Below are 15854 nucleotides of genomic sequence, written 5' to 3' on the forward strand. Positions count from 1 at the left end.
CGCAACATCGTTAGCGTTCGCCGCTCATGGCCAAGGCCCGGTCGGGCTCGGGGTCTGCCGTCGGCGACGACGGGGTTCGAGCGGGCCGAGTGCGCACCCTCATCGGCCACCAGAACCAGCGGCCCAGCAATGCCGCGATGGACGGGGTCATGAAGGCCCGAACGATCAAGGTGTCGAACAGCAGGCCCAGGCCGATGGTGGTGCCGACCTGGCCGATCACCCGCAGATCGCTGACGGCCATGGACGCCATGGTGAACGCAAACACCAGGCCTGCGTTCGTCACGACCTTGCCGGTACCGCCCATCGCGCGAATGATGCCGGTCTTCAACCCGGCCGGTATCTCCTCTTTGAACCGGGACACCAGCAGCAGGTTGTAGTCGGACCCCACCGCCAACAACACGATGACCGACATCGCGAGCACCATGTAATGCAAATCGATGTTGAGGATGTGCTGCCACAACAGCACCGACATGCCGAATGAGGCGCCCAGCGAAAGCGCCACGGTACCGACGATGACCGCGGCCGCGACGAAGGCACGGGTGAGGATCAACATGATGATGAAGATCAGGCACAGCGACGATATCCCCGCGATCAACAGGTCCCAGTCGGCGCCTTCGGAGATGTCCTTGAAGACCGATGCCGTGCCGGCCACATAGATCTTGGCGTCCTCCAAGGGGGTCCCCTTGAGTGATTCCTCGGCCGCGGTTCGAATTTGGTCGATGCTCGCGATTCCCTGGGCTGATTGGGGATCTCCGCGGTGCAAGATGATGAAGCGGGCGGCATGCCCGTCGGGGGACAGGAACGATTTCATCGCGCGCTTGAAGTCTTCGTTCTTGAAGACCTCGGGCGGAAGATAGAACGAATCGTCGTTCTTGGCGGCGTCGAAAGCCTTGCCCATGGCGTTGGCGTTTTCGCTCATCTCGCTCATCTGGTCGTAGAGACCAGACATGGTGCTGTGCATGGTGAGCATCATCAGGCGCATGCTCTCCATGGTTTCGATCATCGGCGGGAACGTCTCGATCATCTGGGGCATCAGCCGATCGAGCTCTTTGATGTCGACGACCAGGTTGTCCAGCTTTTCGTCGATCTGATCGATTCCGTCGAGCGCGTCGAATATCGACCGGAACGACGAACAGATGGGAATGTCGTAGCAGTGCTTTTCCCAGTAGAAGTAGCTGCGGATCGGACGGAAAAAGTCATCGAAATTAGCGATATGGTCGCGCAGTTCTTTGGTTATCTGCTGCATCTCGATCGTGTCGCCGACCATCTTGTGGGTGTTGTTGGCCAGCTGGGTCATGAGGCCGTACATGCGTCGCATCAACGCGATGGTCTTGGCCATTTCCTCGGCCTGCGTGAGCATGTCGTTCATGCGGTCGCGCTGGTACTTCAGCGTCTGGATCTGCCCGGCATTTTGCATGCTGATCTGAAACGGTATCGACGTGTGGTCCATCGCCGTTCCGTCGGGCCGGGTTATCGCTTGCACCCGGGATATTCCTGGGACGTGGAAAATTCCCTTGGCGAGTCTGTCGAGGACGAGAAAGTCCGCGGGATTCCGCATGTCATGATCTGACTGGATCATGAGGATGTCGGGCTTCATCCGGGCCTGGGAGAAATGCCGTTCCGCGGCCGTGAACCCTTGATTGGCCGGGATGAAGTTGGGCAGATAGTCACGGTCGTTGTAGTTGGTGCGGTAGCCGGGCAACGCGAGCAGACCCACCAGGGCGACGGCCAGCGTTGCGGCGAGAACCGGCAGCGGCCAGCGCACCACCACGGTGCCGACGCGTCGCCAGCCCCGAACTTTGATCAGGCGCTTGGGGTCGAACAGTCCGAAGCGGCTGCCCACGGTCAGCACGGCCGGACCCAGGGTCAACGCCACCATCACCGCGACGAGCATCCCCACCGCGCAGGGGATGCCCAAGGTTTCGAAGTAGGGCATCCGGGCGAATTTGAGGCAGAAGGTCGCGCCGGCGATCGTCAGTCCAGAACCCAGAATGACGTGGGCGGTGCCTCGATACATCGTGTAGAAGGCCGTCTCTTTGTCCTCACCGGCCTGACGCGCTTCCTGGTAACGCCCGAAGATGAAGATCCCGTAGTCCGTGCCGGCCGCAATCGCCAGCGAGGTGAGCAGGCTTACCGCGAAGGTGGACAGCCCGATGGCCCCGCTGTGCCCGAGCAGCGCGACCACCCCACGCGCGGCGGTTAGTTCGACTCCCACCGTGAGCAGCAGCACGACAACGGTGATCACCGATCGGTAGACCAGCAGCAACATAATGAAGATCACCGCCACCGTCGTCACGGTGATCTTGATCATGGACTTGTCGCCGCTGCTGTGCATGTCCGAAACCAGCGCTGCCGCACCGGTGACATAAGTCGTGACCCCGGGGGGTGCGGGGGTTTCCTTGGCGATCTTGCGCACCGCTTCGACGGACTCATTGGCCAGCGGCTCGCCCTGATTGCCGGCGAGATTGAGCTGTACGTAGGCGGCCTTGCCGTCGTTACTCTGCGCTCCGGCCGCCGTGAGGGGATCGCCCCAGAAGTCCTGGACGCTCTGCACGTGTCGGGGATCGGCCCTCAGTTTGCGGATCAGAACGTCGTAGTACTTGTGCGCGCCATCACCGAGAGCGTCCTTGCCCTCCAGGACGATCATCGCCTGACTGTCGGAGTTGCCTTCGTTGAAGGCGGCGCCGATGCGCTTCATCGCTTCGTAGGAGGGCGCGTCTTTTGGGCCCAGTGACACCGAACGCTCTTGGCCGACCACTTCCAGCGATGGGATGAATACGCTGAGCGCAACGCAAACCGCGACCCAGGCGAGAATGATGGGCACCGCGAACGCGTGAATCATTCGCGCCAGAAACGGCTTTTCGGTGTGAGCGCGGGTGTCCGGGTCGTTCGCGTATTTGACGGTCACGCTGATTTCACCAGGCAATAGGTGTAAGCATTGACCTCGTTGGACACCCGCTCGGCCTTGACCTTGCCGTCTGCCGTGATTCGGCAGCCAATGCTGTTGGTATTTCCTTGTGCGACAAGGTTACCCATCACGGCCGCCAAATTCGTGGTGAAATGCAACGTCCAGGGCAACACCGCACCCTCTACCTGCTGCGGGTCGGAATTGACATCAAAATAGCTGATATCGGCGACCGTGCCCGGAGGGCCAAAGACTTCGTAGGTGATCTCTTTGGGGTTGAAAGGCTTGTTGTCGAGATTGCTGTCGGAATACGATTCGCGTTTTTCCGAGGCAAAGAAGCCGCGGATTCGGTGCACGGAGAATCCCCCGACGATGATCACCGCCACGATCACCAGCACGATCCACGTTCGCGACAGCACCCTGAAAATCTCAAGTCCCCTTTACCGGTTGGCGAAGCTACGGGGCGCACGATACCCGTATGTTCAACGCCGTTCGACCATGTTCAATCTTTGGATCGCGGTGAGGGGTGGGAGTGCCCGCAGGTAGATCCAGTAGATCTAGTGGCTGTCGCAACCTCGGCGGATCTATCGGCCGATTTACGGGTTGTCACCCCGTCTCACCTCGGGCTGGCTGCATCGCGCTGAGACGCGCAACCAAGCCTAGCCTAAGTAAACCATGGCGATGGGCGGAATTGTCGACCCCTTCCGTCATCTTGGGGATGTAACGCATATCACGTGCGTAAAGGTACGGTACCCGGTCGGCATTACCCTCGCAAATCACGCAGTGTGCGTTATCCTCTGGCGGTGGCGCAACTAACCTTCCGGCGCGCGCGCACCGAGGAGAACAAACGCCAGCGTGCGGCCGCTTTGGTGGAGGCCGCGCGCTCGATGGCATCCGAGACCGGTGTTGCGTCGGTCACGCTGACTGCGGTTGCCAGCCGCGCCGGAATCCACTACTCGGCGGTGCGTCGCTATTTCACTTCGCATAAAGAGGTATTGCTGCACCTTGCTGCCGAGGGGTGGCAGCGGTGGTCGAACACGGTCTGTGGGGAGCTGAGCCAGCCCGGTCCCATGACCGAATCGCGGGTGGCCGCGGCGTTGGCTGACGGCCTGGCCGCGGACCCGTTGTTCTGTGACCTGCTGGCCAACCTTCACCTGCACCTCGAACACGAAGTGGAGGTGGACAGGGTTGTGGAGGTCAAGCGCACCAGCACCGCCGCCGTGATTGCGCTTGCTGATGCGATCGAGAACGCACTGCCGGGGGCGTTCGACGTTCTGCTGGCGGCCTACTCGCTGGGGGCCACGCTTTGGCAGATCGCGAATCCGCCGCAGCGGCTCACCGACGTCTACGCCGAGGAGCCCGACGTGCTTCCGCCGGAGTGGAATCTTGACTTCGCGGCCGCTCTCACTCGTTTGCTGACCGCCACCTGTTGCGGCTTGACCGCCAAATCGTCGTAAGTTACCGGCGAATGGGCCATTTGAGCGGGCGTCGGTTCCGGCGCCATCCGTGGAGCGGAAATTCTGCGGCCTACCCCATGGTGTGTTTAAGATGCTTAGCGCAACAAACAAATGGATGGGATGGCTAAGTAAGTCAGCTTTTGTTCCAACACCGTTGGAGTCGCGGCGTGGACACCGTTGTCCAACCTGACGCCTGCGCGCCACGGCTGCAGTACTTGATTGGAACGGACCTGCCCCCTGCTAGCGGAAGGTGATTGGGTGCCCAATATCTCGGTTCTCAACGCGCTGAAGCGAACGTGGATCGCGCTGGTCATCCTGGCCGTAGTCGTGATCGCGGCGTTCAGCGTCAATCGGCTTCGCAGCTACTTCGGTGTCCATGACGACCGTCCCCTCACCAGCGGCGTCTCCGATGACATCAAGCCGTTCAACCCCAAGCACGTGGTCTATGAAGTCTTTGGTCCGCCGGGGACCGTCGCCAACATCAACTATCTGGACGTTGAAGCCCAGCCTCAGCGGGTCAGCGGCGTGACGTTGCCCTGGACGCTGGCGGTGACGACCACGCTCCCGTCGGTCAGCGTCAATGTCGTCGCTCAGGGTGACACCGACCAGATCGGGTGCCGGATCATCGTGAACGGCGAAGTCAAGGACGAAAGGTCCGAGAACGAAGTGAACGCCCAGACCTTCTGCCTGGTGAAATCGGCATGAGCGACGATCAGGCGGTAAGCGAACGTGCGGCCTCGAACGGGGCCTCGAACGGGGCCGGAGCCGAGAACGGGAACGGGAACGGGAACGGGAACGGGAACGGGAACGGGAACGGGAGCCTCCCCTCGATGGCCCGGCTGATCCGCCGGATGGCGGTGCCCATCGTTGTGTTCTGGGTGGGACTGGTCGCCGTCCTCGTGATGTTCGTTCCATCGCTCGAGGAAGTCGGCAAGCAACACACAGTTTCGCTGAGCCCAAGTGACGCAGAGTCGATGATCGCGATGAAGCGTGTCGGAAAGGTGTTCAACGAATTCGACACCGACAGCGCGGTCATGATTGTGCTGGAGGGCGATCACCCACTGGGTGATGAGGCACACCATTACTACGACGAGCTGGTCCGCAAACTCAAGGCGGACAAAGACCATGTGCAGCACGTCCAGGACTTCTGGGGTGACCCGCTGACGGCGGCGGGATCACAGAGCCCGGACGGCAAGGCGGCTTACGTCCAGGCATACCTCGTTGGCAATCAAGGGGAAGCCAAGGCCAATGAGTCCGTCGACGCGGTACGCGAGCTGGTCAACGACACCCCGGCCCCGCCGGGGGTCAAGGCGTATGTCACCGGCCCGGCCGCGCTCATCGCCGATCAATCCACGGCGGGCGATGCGAGTATCCAGCGGGTCACCTTCATCACCATTGGGGTGATCTTTGTGATGCTGCTTTCTGTCTACCGATCATTGATCACCGTGATCTCGGTTCTCGTGATGGTCGGGATCGAGCTGATGGCGGCACGCGGAGTGGTCGCCTTCCTAGCGGATAACAACGTCATCGGTCTGTCGACCTTCGCGGTCAATCTCCTGGTGCTGATGGCCATCGCCGCCGGAACCGACTACACGATCTTCGTCCTGGGCCGATATCAAGAGGCGCGCGGCGAGGGGGAGAGTCGAGAGAAGGCTTTCTACACGATGTTTCACGGGACGGCGCACGTTGTCCTGGGCTCGGGCCTCACCATCGCGGGCGCAATGTATTGCCTGAGCTTCACCCGCCTTCCCTACTTCCAGACGCTGGGCGCTCCTTGTGCGGTCGGAATGTTGGTTGCGGTGCTGGCCGCGCTCACCCTGGGGCCAGCGGTCTTGGTAGTCGGGAGTTTCTTCAAACTCTTCGACCCGAAACGCAAGATGCGAACCCGGGGATGGCGGCGGGTGGGAACGGCAATCGTCCGCTGGCCCGGGCCGATTCTGGCGGTTTCCATCGCGATCGCCCTGATCGGGTTGCTGGCCCTGCCCGGATACCGGACCAACTACGACAGCAAGAAGTATCTACCGGCCTCGACCCCGACGAACGTCGGCTATACGGCAGCCGACCGACATTTCTCGCAGGCCAGAATGAACCCCGAATTGTTGATGGTCGAGACCGACCATGACATGCGGAATCCGGCCGACATGCTGGTAATCGACCGCATTGCCAAAGGGGTGTTCCATCTACCCGGAGTGGCCCGGGTGCAGGCGGTAACCAGGCCCCTCGGGAAGCCCATCGAGCATTCGTCGATTCCGTTTCAGATCAGCATGCAAAACACCGTCCAGGTGGAAAACATGCAGTACATGAAACAGCGGATGGCAGACATGCTGATCCAGGCCGCCGCCATGCAGGATTCCATCGACACCCTGGACCGCATGTACGACATCATGGGCAAGATGGTCGAAACCACCCACGATATGGATGGTCTGACCCATGACATGGTCGAGATCACCGACGAGTTGCGGGACCACATCGCCGATTTCGATGACTTTTTTTGGCGTCCCATTCGCAGCTACTTCTACTGGGAGAAGCACTGCTACGACGTTCCCATCTGCTGGTCGCTGCGGTCCATATTCGATGCCCTTGACGGCGTTGACAAGATCACCGAGAAACTGGCCGCGCTCTCCCGTGACATGGATCGGCTCGATATCTTGATGCCGCAGATGCGAGCTCAGATCCCCTTCCAGATCGCGTCGATGAAAACCATGAAGACGATGATGCTGACCATGCACAGCTCGATGTCCTCGCTGTATGACCAGATGGACGAGATGTCCAAGAATTCCACCGCGATGGGGAAGGCTTTCGACGCCGCCAGGAATGACGATTCGTTCTACATTCCGCCGGAGGTGTTCGACAATGCCGATTTCAAGCGTGGTCTGAAAATGTTCCTGTCACCCGACGGGCACGCGGTCCGCTTCATCATCTCGCACGAAGGTGACCCCGCCAGTACCGAGGGCATCTCGCACGTCAAGCCGATCATGGACGAGGCCAAACAGGCCATCAAGGGCACCCCACTCGAGGGCGCCAAGATCTATCTGGCGGGTACCGCCTCGGTCTACAAGGACATGCGGGACGGGTCGCGGTGGGACCTGCTGATCGCGGGAGTTGCTGCGGTCGTCTGATCCTGATCATCATGCTGATCATTACCCGAAGCCTGGTCGCTGCGGTGGTCATTGTGGGCACCGTATTGCTGTCGCTGGGTGCCTCGTTCGGGCTTTCCGTCCTGGTATGGCAGGACATCTTCGGCGTTGAACTGCACTGGATGGTGTTGGCGATGTCGGTGATTCTGCTGTTGGCGGTGGGTTCGGACTACAACTTGTTGCTGGTTTCGCGCTTGAAGGAGGAAATCGGTGCCGGATTGAAGACCGGCATCATCCGCGCGATGGCCGGCACCGGTGGGGTGGTGACCACTGCCGGTCTGGTGTTTGCCGCCACCATGGCTTCGTTCATTTTCAGCGATTTGCGGGTAATCGGGCAGGTGGTTACCACCATCGGGCTGGGGCTGTTGTTCGACACGCTGATTGTGCGTTCGTTCATGACCCCATCCATCGCGGCGCTGATGGGCCGCTGGTTCTGGTGGCCGCAACAAGTCCGCACTCGACCCGCCAGTCAGTTGCTCCGTCCGTACGGACCGCGCCCGTTGGTGCGGGCGTTGCTGCTTCCCCGCAACGGTGATTCCGCCGACGGACCTGAAGACACCAATACCGAGCGGTTGGCGGTGAGTTCGCCGCACTACTGACGCGGTCGGTGACAGCCGCCGTCGGCCCGGGCTAGACCCCGGGCTGGTCGTTGAACCCGCACCGGCGCACGTCGCGGATGATGTCGCCGGGGTCGGACAGCGGGGCCCCGCAGGTCAGACAGTATGCGCCCGACGAGCGGCCCAGACGGTTCACTCGCACCAGCGCTGCGGCCCGGGCGCGCCCGAGGCAGTCGCCGCACAGGATGTCTATGACGTTCCCGAACGGATCAAGATTGGGCCGGTTGCAGTGGTCCAATGCGTGGGTGTGGACGACATGCGTCGCGCGATTTGTGCAACCCGCGTCGGACTGGCAGGTCAGCGTCTGCCAGTCGAGCGCGACCAGAACGCCGGGGACCTCATTGCCGGTTGCCTGACTCATGCGAATACCTCCGACTTTCCGGACTGCATTCGCTACTTGACAAGGTCAGGGAACAATCGGCTGGCCGGAGTACCGCGCGGCCATGTCGGCAATGATCTGCATCCCGGGGGGCTCGGCTCGGTAGAGATACCGTCCGAATTTGGCTACGGATGCCAGTATGGCCACCGCGTGAGCGCACTAGCTGTCCGCCGAACGGCCAATGCAAGGCTGAATCACCCATCCCCCAAACAGCGGACGAGAACCCCGGTGAACCGACCCGGCCGGGAGGGTGTTGGTTATGCTCAGTTCCACACGGACATGTCGCCCGCGGGGTATTGGTTGCAGACCTCGGTCGACTTGGCGACAACGCCCTTGTTGTTGAAGAAGATCTTCATGTGGTTGCGCCAGCCCCACCACAGCGGATCGATGGAGTCATAGAAGTGCTCGGAATAGTCCCGGCGATCCGCGGGGCTCAGCGAGAAGAACCAGTGGGCCTTGTCTTGGGTTGCCTGCTGAAACTCCGGGTGGTTGTTGTAGTCGATCATGTACCGCTGGTAGTACACCGGGCTGGTGTCCCTGGTGGCCGCGAGCACCTGCTCGGCGTCGCAGCTGGTCGCGATTATCCGGCGAGGTATCGGGAAGTCGTCTGTTGAGTCGGCTGCGGCGGTCTTCGGAAACACCGCCGCGGCGATCCCGATAGTGAGGAAAACGGCGCCTGCTCGCAGGCTAGAACTCAGCCGAGACATAGTTGCAACGTTAGCACTTCCAGTGCTGGGGCGTAGGGGCCAAGGTCACATTCGTAGTCCATCTCACTATCGGTCGCGATCAGGGACTATCACGTGATTGGGGTTGGGCCGCAGCTCCGGTGGGGCCTGGCTGTAATCACCGAACGGTCCATCTCGACGCTCGACCGCGGCCCGCACTCCCTGGTTTTCGGCGGTTTTGATGAAGTCCAACGCGTCCGGCGTATTGCGCATCAGGCCGTCGAGAATGCCGCCCAGGGTCTGGGTGGATGCCAGCCCCATATTTTCGTAGGCCTGATTGACCATCAGTTTCTGCGCCTGTAGCTGGGACAACGGAATCTGCGCCAGCTCGGCGGCAACCTCGGCGACCCGGGCTTCGAGCCGTTCGAACGGCACCGCCTCGTTGATCAGCTCGATCTGCGCGGCCTGGACGCCGGACAGCGGCCGACCGGTCAAGGAATGCCATTTGGCCTTGGCAAAGCTCAACCGGTAGAGCCATATCCCGGACAGGTACGCGCCCCACATTCGGCTGTACGGGGTTCCGATCACGGCGTCATCGCTGGCAATGACGATGTCGGCGCACAACGCGTAGTCGCTGGCTCCCCCGACACACCAGCCGTGGATCTGCGCGATCACCGGTTTCGACGCCCGCCAGATGGCCATGAACTTCTGTGTCGGGGCGGTCTCGCGGGCGGTGACCATGGCGAAGTCTTTGCCCGGATCCCATTGCCCGTCGGTCATCATGGTTTCGCCCCAATGCTGGAAACCCCCGCCAAAGTCGTAACCCCCCCAGGGCTCCGGCGTTGTTGATTAGCAGGCTTGTGAGCTGGGGGATTGTGGATTGAGGAGGTCTAGGCGGCGGTTGGCGGTCAAAGCGGTGATCCGGCAGGCTTCGGCGATGTTGTCGGCGCCGTTGAGGCGGTGCAGATTGATCGCGGTGTTGCGTAGCGTTGCTAGGACCTGTGCGCCGTTTCCGGTATGTGCCCTTTGACGGTCTTCGTCGAAGGTGACGTCGCGTATCCAGTGCAGGCTGTTCTCGATTCCCCAGTGTTGACGCATCCAGGTCATGATCGCGGTAGGGCGGGCGTGCTCGAACGGCAGGCTGCAGATGGCATAGACCACCTCCACGCTGCGCTGGTCGGTGGCGGTGATCAAGCGTTCACGAGTGATCCGGATGATTTGTTTTGCGTAGGGGAAGCCGATTCCTCGTGCAGCGGTGATGATTTGCAGGGTGCGGGTCTCGACACGGCCGTGGCCGCGGGAGTCGTCGGTAGCGGCTGCGGGCACCTCGGCCCAGGGCAGCGCGGTGATACGCGCAAATATTTTGGCTTGGTTGGACTTGACGATCATCAGGTAGTGCGACTTCAAGGTGGCGCAGATCAACTTCGCGGTGACGACCTGGGTATGCATCGCATCCACGGTGACCAGCCACCGCAAGCTACCCGGCAGCAGCGTGAGCAGGGCACGTACGCAGGGAATTTCATTGCTTTTCTCGGCGACAGCGAGTTGACCGAGCACCAATCGGGCACGGTGGGCGAACACCGACACGAGATGCGTGGCTGTCGCTTTGGCGCGTAAAGCACCACGCAGCATCTTGCCGTCCAACGCGATCGGCACCAATCCACTGGGGTCGCTGCTGGCCACGTGTGCAGTGAAGTAACTGCCCATCCTGGCGTTGAGGTCGGCGGGGTCTAGCCGAGACAAAACAGCGCGGAAGGTCTTCTCACTGGGCCGCCGGAACCGGACCCCTAATTGGGCCAACACATCATCGGGAGCGGTGGCCGCCCATGTGGCAAAACCAGCATAGCCGCGCATCCCCGCGGCAGTGGCCAGAACCGCGATCGCCAACAAAGCCACCAGCGAATACCTCCGACCGCGTGGGCCCCTCAGGTCTGGCACCGAGGCCAACACATCGAGAAACTCCGATCCGATGAACTCGCTGCGCTCACCAGGACTCCAGCAGTCGAACACCTCTGGAACCGACGACACACGCAATACTGAAACGGTAGGCACGGGCAACTCCAGACCAACGACGAACAGTAACCAACTCGATCGTTCTCCAGATAGCCCGTGCCTACACTCCGGCCCCAATAGCGCGGCACCAAAGATCATCAACCCAGCTCACAAGCCTGCTAATCAACAACGCCGGAGCCCTGGTAACCCCCCGAGAAGGCGCGGCCGGCACCGCGTAACACGATGACTTTGATGCCCTGGTCCCGTTCGGCCAGCCCCACGGCTGCCTCGATCTCATCGGGCATGGGCGGAACGATCGTGTTGAGGTGCTCCGGGCGATTGAGCGTGATGGTCGCCACCGGGCCCGCTGTCGAGTACAGCAGCGTCTGGAACTCAGGAGTTGGCATAGCCGAAGCGAAGCCGCTGCAGGGCGCCAGTGTCAAGCATCGACATGCCGTGTCAACTGGCGCCGTGCCGGCGCAGTGGCCAAGCGGGAAACTATTTCCGGCTGCCCAGCATTCGCCACAGGAACGAGTAGCTCAGCGCCGATTTGAACGCGAGTTGCTCGTTGTCGGCCGCACCCCCGTGCCCGCCCTCGATGTTCTCGTAGTACCAGACCTGGTGCCCGCTGACCTGCAGCGCGGCGGTCATTTTGCGGGCGTGGCCGGGATGCACCCGGTCGTCTCGGGTGGATGTGGTGATCAGGATCGGGGGATAGGTCCGGTCCGCTGAGATGTTTTGGTAGGGGGAGTATTCGGAGATGAACGCCCAGTCGTCGGGGTTGTCGGGGTCGCCGTATTCGGCGACCCACGAGGCGCCCGCCAACAGCAAGTGGTAGCGCTTCATGTCCAGTAGCGGCACGTTGCAGACCAGCGCGCCAAACTTCTCCGGGTACTTGGTCACCATGATGCCCATCAGCAGTCCGCCGTTGCTGCCGCCCTGCGCGCCGAGCTGGTCGACCGTGGTGATGCCGCGCCGCACGAGGTCGTCGGCTACGGCTACGAAGTCTTCGGCCACCTTGTGCCGGCCCTCCCGCATCGCCTGGGTATGCCAGCCGGGCCCGTATTCACCGCCGCCGCGGATATTGGGCAGGACGTAGGTGCCGCCGCGGGCCAGCCATAGCCGGCCCATCACGCCGCTGTAGCCCGGGGTATTGGATGTCTCGAAGCCCCCGTAGCCGTAGAGCAAAGTCGGGCCGGGTCCATCGGAGCCGGTGGGGCGCACCAGGAAGTACGGGATCGACGTTCCGTCTTCGGATGTCGCGAAATGCTGTGATACCGAGATGTTTTGGGCGTCGAAGAAGGTGGGTGCGGACTTGATCTGCTCCAGCTGCGTCGTCGCGGAACCGGCGGTGCCGCGCAGCAGCCGCGACGGTGCATCGAAGCCGCTGGAGTCCAGGAAGAACTCGTCGCCGGTGTCGTCGGCGGCGACGATCACGGTGTTGGTCGATGCGGGGATGCCGGCGATGGGTTCGCGGCGCCAACTTCCCGGCGTGACGATTTCGACTTGGCTGGCCACATCGGCGAGTGAAACCATCAACAGTCGGTCCCGAACCCAGGCGTAGTGGTACAGGCAGGTGTGTTCGTCGGGCTCGAAAACGACGTGCAAATCGCTTGTGCCGCTGAGGAAATCATCGTAGTTCGCGGCAAGCAGCGAGCCGGCGCGGTAGGTCTTAGCGGCGTCGTCCGCGCCGGCTTTGGGGGACCAGTCGGTGCGTAGCTCGATCAGCAGCCACTCGCGGTGAACCGACATGCTGCTGGCATCGGTGGGCACGTCGAGGGGGATCAGTTCTGTCCCCCGCAATTCGTAGCGCTGTCTGTTCCAGAAGTCCAGGGACCGCGATACGAAAGTGCGTTCAAAACCGGGTGTGCGATCGGTGGAACCGCCCGCGCTGACATCGGTGTGTGCGCCCTGGAAAATCATTTCCGCGTCGCTCAGTGGTGTGCCTCGCCGCCACCGCTTCACGATGCGTGGGTATCCGGACTCGGTCATCGAGTCGGGACCGAAGTCGGTACCCACCAGGATGGTGTCCGGATCGTCCCAGCCGACTTGCGACTTGGCCTCGGGCAGCTCGAATCCGTCGGCGACGAATTCGCGCGTCACCATGTCGAATTCGCGCACGATGACGGCATCCGAACCACCGGGGGACAGGCTGATCAGTGCGCGGGTGAACTCGGGTTCGATCACGTCGGCGCCGGCCCACACCCATTTCTTGTTGTCCGTGCGCCCTAGTTCGTCCACGTCGATGAGCACGTCCCACTCCGGTGCGTCGGTGCGGTAGCTCTCCAGCGTGGTTCGCCGCCACAGCCCGCGGGGGTTGTTCGCGTCGCGCCAGAAGTCGTAGAGGTAGTCCCCGCGCCGACGCGCGTATGGGATCCGGGCGTCGGTGTCGAGCACCTCGAGTGCCTCGGTGCGCATCCGCTCGAATTCGTCCTCGGACTCACCGCCGCAGAACTGCGCCTTGGTCGGTTCGTTGCGTGCGCGAACCCAATCCAGTGCCTCTTCGCCGGTGACGTCTTCGAGCCACAGATACGGATCGGTTGTGGTGTCTGCCGCGTCGGGAGCTTGGGGAGCCTCAGGAGCCTTGGGAGCCATGGAAGCCATTGTGGCCCCGGCGGTAGTGTGAGCTGTATTACATGAACTAACGAGGAGCCGATCAGATGACCATGTTTGCACGTCCGGGTTCGGCCGGGGCGCTGATGTCGTTTGAGTCCCGGTACGGAAATTTCATCGGGGGTGAGTGGGTTGCCCCGGCGCGGGGCCGTTACTTCGAAGACCTGACCCCGGTGACCGGCCAGCCATTTTGCGAGATACCGCGCTCTGATGAGGCCGATGTCGAGATGGCGCTCGACGCCGCACATGCGGCGGCCCCGGCCTGGGGCAAGATGGCCCCGGCCGAGCGAGCCGCGATCCTGAACAAGATCGCCGACCGGATCGATGAAAACAGGGCCGCGCTGGCGGTGGCCGAAGTCTGGGACAACGGCAAACCGGTCCGAGAGGCAATAGCCGCTGACATCCCGCTGGCGGCGGATCACTTCCGCTACTTCGCAGCGGCGATCCGGGCCCAGGAAGGTTCGCTGTCGCAGATCGATCAGGACACGGTCGCCTACCACTTTCACGAGCCGCTCGGGGTGGTGGGGCAGATCATTCCGTGGAACTTCCCGATCCTGATGGGTGCTTGGAAGCTGGCGCCGGCGCTGGCGGCCGGTAACGCGGTGGTGCTCAAACCCGCGGAGCAGACGCCCGCGTCGGTGCTGTACCTGATGTCGCTGATCGGCGACCTATTGCCGCCCGGGGTGGTCAACGTCGTCAATGGTTTCGGCGCCGAAGCGGGCAAGCCGCTGGCGTCCAGCAACCGAATTGCCAAGGTCGCGTTCACCGGAGAGACCACCACCGGGCGCCTGATCATGCAGTACGCCTCACAAAACCTGATCCCGGTAACCCTGGAACTCGGCGGCAAGAGCCCCAACATCTTCTTTTCTGATGTGATGGCCAAGCCCGACGACTTCCAGGACAAGGCGCTGGAGGGTTTCACGATGTTCGCCCTCAACCAGGGCGAGGTGTGTACCTGTCCGTCGCGCAGCCTGATCCAGGCCGACATCTACGACGAGTTCCTGGAGCTGGCGGCGATCCGGACCAAGGCGGTTCGGCAGGGCGATCCCTTGAACATCGAGACGATGCTGGGGTCACAGGCCTCCAACGACCAGCTGGAAAAGGTGTTGTCCTACATCGAAATCGGCAAGGAAGAGGGCGCCAAGGTCATTACCGGCGGCGAGCGCGCCGAACTCGGCGGTGACCTGTCCGGCGGCTTTTACATGCAGCCGACGATCTTCAGCGGCACCAACAAGATGCGGATCTTCCAGGAGGAGATATTCGGTCCGGTGGTGGCGGTCACGCCGTTCACCGACTACGACGACGCGATGGGTATCGCCAACGACACCCTCTACGGGTTGGGGGCGGGGGTGTGGAGCCGCGACGGCAACACGGCCTACCGGGCCGGCCGGGACATCCAGGCGGGCCGGGTGTGGGTCAACTGCTATCACGTCTACCCGGCGCACTCGGCGTTCGGTGGCTACAAGCAGTCCGGCATTGGCCGGGAAGGCCATCAGATGATGCTGGGCCACTATCAGCAGACCAAGAACCTGTTGGTGTCCTACTCGGATAAGGCTTTGGGGTTGTTCTGATGCCGGAGCCGTCGGCACCGTCGGGGGTGGTGATCACCGCGGGCGCCGCTGAATTGCTCGCCCGATTGCAGGACCGGCACGGTCCGGTGATGTTCCATCAGTCGGGCGGCTGCTGCGACGGGTCCTCGCCGATGTGTTACCCGCGCGGCGACTTCCTCGTCGGTGATCGCGACGTATTGCTCGGGACGCTTGATATCGGCAAGCAGACCGGGGCAGAAGGCGTCGCGGTGTGGATCTCCGGTCCGCAATATCAGGCGTGGAAGCACACCCAACTGGTCATCGATGTGGTGCCGGGCCGTGGCGGCGGGTTCAGCCTGGAAGCGCCGGAGGGTATGCGGTTCCTCAGCCGCGGCCGAGTCTTCACCGGCGAGGAGCAGGCGCTGCTGGAAGAGACGCCGGTGATAACCGGTGCCGCCTATGAGCGTGGTGAGCGTCCGGCGGTGCCAGGTGAGGTGGTGGCCGACAACGCGCCGGGTGCGTGCCCGGCCAGTCGGCCCTAGCCGCAGTAAGGTCGTAAG

The 15854-nt window shown here is 62.3% G+C and carries 10 protein-coding genes and 3 pseudogenes; 5 read left to right on the top strand and 8 right to left on the bottom strand.

What is annotated here, in order from left to right; all coding sequences use genetic code 11:
- Positions 1 to 10 precede the first annotated feature (10 nt).
- On the bottom strand, positions 11 to 2908 hold the full coding sequence (locus MPSD_RS04435) for an MMPL/RND family transporter (protein ID WP_020788748.1): 2898 nt from the start codon (positions 2906 to 2908) through the stop codon (positions 11 to 13).
- A complete protein-coding gene (locus tag MPSD_RS04440; protein WP_015354433.1) occupies positions 2905 to 3324 on the bottom strand; it encodes an MmpS family transport accessory protein in 420 nt (139 codons plus the stop codon). Before MPSD_RS04440 ends, MPSD_RS04435 begins: the two co-directional genes overlap by 4 nt.
- A gap of 366 nt (positions 3325 to 3690) precedes the next feature.
- On the opposite strand from MPSD_RS04440, the gene MPSD_RS04445 reads away from it, so the two are divergent.
- From MPSD_RS04445 to MPSD_RS04455, 3 genes and pseudogenes are all read left to right on the top strand, one after another.
- Complete coding sequence (locus MPSD_RS04445; RefSeq protein WP_036426942.1) at positions 3691 to 4362, top strand: TetR/AcrR family transcriptional regulator; 672 nt, start codon at positions 3691 to 3693, stop codon at positions 4360 to 4362.
- A gap of 258 nt (positions 4363 to 4620) precedes the next feature.
- Entirely contained in the window at positions 4621 to 5067 is a 447-nt protein-coding gene (locus MPSD_RS04450; protein ID WP_020788746.1) for an MmpS family transport accessory protein, read from the top strand.
- 125 nt (positions 5068 to 5192) lie between these two features.
- Positions 5193 to 8098: pseudogene (locus MPSD_RS04455) on the top strand (MMPL/RND family transporter).
- A 31-nt stretch (positions 8099 to 8129) separates the two neighbouring features.
- On the opposite strand, the gene MPSD_RS04460 reads toward MPSD_RS04455, so the two are convergent.
- From MPSD_RS04460 to MPSD_RS04490, 6 genes and pseudogenes are all read right to left on the bottom strand, one after another.
- A complete protein-coding gene (locus MPSD_RS04460; RefSeq protein WP_011739572.1) occupies positions 8130 to 8477 on the bottom strand; it encodes a hypothetical protein in 348 nt (115 codons plus the stop codon).
- A 281-nt stretch (positions 8478 to 8758) separates the two neighbouring features.
- Positions 8759 to 9202, bottom strand: coding sequence for a DUF5078 domain-containing protein (locus tag MPSD_RS04465; protein WP_036426940.1), 444 nt, complete (start codon positions 9200 to 9202; stop codon positions 8759 to 8761).
- A gap of 66 nt (positions 9203 to 9268) precedes the next feature.
- Positions 9269 to 9988, bottom strand: a pseudogene (locus tag MPSD_RS04470) (crotonase/enoyl-CoA hydratase family protein); the annotation flags it as partial.
- A gap of 21 nt (positions 9989 to 10009) precedes the next feature.
- The gene (locus tag MPSD_RS04475; protein ID WP_420811870.1) at positions 10010 to 11212 is read right to left on the bottom strand and encodes an ISAs1-like element IS2404/ISMul1 family transposase; all 1203 of its coding nucleotides are present in this window, start codon (positions 11210 to 11212) and stop codon (positions 10010 to 10012) included.
- Between the two features lie 131 nt (positions 11213 to 11343).
- Positions 11344 to 11559: pseudogene (locus tag MPSD_RS04485) on the bottom strand (enoyl-CoA hydratase-related protein); the annotation flags it as partial.
- Between the two features lie 91 nt (positions 11560 to 11650).
- Positions 11651 to 13747: a prolyl oligopeptidase family serine peptidase gene (locus MPSD_RS04490; protein WP_020788739.1), complete on the bottom strand. Its 2097-nt coding sequence runs from the start codon at positions 13745 to 13747 to the stop codon at positions 11651 to 11653.
- A gap of 65 nt (positions 13748 to 13812) precedes the next feature.
- Between MPSD_RS04490 and exaC the strand changes: the two genes are divergently transcribed.
- Both exaC and MPSD_RS04500 read left to right on the top strand, forming a co-directional pair.
- Positions 13813 to 15336 carry an acetaldehyde dehydrogenase ExaC gene (gene exaC / locus MPSD_RS04495; protein ID WP_020788738.1) on the top strand — a complete coding sequence of 508 codons (1524 nt, stop codon included), beginning with the start codon at positions 13813 to 13815 and terminating at the stop codon, positions 15334 to 15336.
- A complete protein-coding gene (locus tag MPSD_RS04500; protein ID WP_012392726.1) occupies positions 15336 to 15836 on the top strand; it encodes a DUF779 domain-containing protein in 501 nt (166 codons plus the stop codon). The genes exaC and MPSD_RS04500 overlap by 1 nt, the downstream gene beginning before the upstream one ends.
- Positions 15837 to 15854: the final 18 nt, after the last annotated feature.

The organism is Mycobacterium pseudoshottsii JCM 15466, assembly GCF_003584745.1.
Classification (GTDB): Bacteria; Actinomycetota; Actinomycetes; order Mycobacteriales; family Mycobacteriaceae; genus Mycobacterium; species Mycobacterium marinum.

Bases quoted from the DNA above. Each gene is read 5' to 3' on its own strand.
- MPSD_RS04465 (WP_036426940.1), bottom strand. From the start codon at position 9,202: ATGTCTCGGCTGAGTTCTAGCCTGCGAGCAGGCGCCGTTTTCCTCACT.
- exaC (WP_020788738.1), top strand. From the start codon at position 13,813: ATGACCATGTTTGCACGTCCGGGTTCGGCCGGGGCGCTGATGTCGTTT.
- MPSD_RS04460 (WP_011739572.1), bottom strand. From the start codon at position 8,477: ATGAGTCAGGCAACCGGCAATGAGGTCCCCGGCGTTCTGGTCGCGCTC.
- MPSD_RS04490 (WP_020788739.1), bottom strand. From the start codon at position 13,747: ATGGCTCCCAAGGCTCCTGAGGCTCCCCAAGCTCCCGACGCGGCAGAC.
- MPSD_RS04500 (WP_012392726.1), top strand. From the start codon at position 15,336: ATGCCGGAGCCGTCGGCACCGTCGGGGGTGGTGATCACCGCGGGCGCC.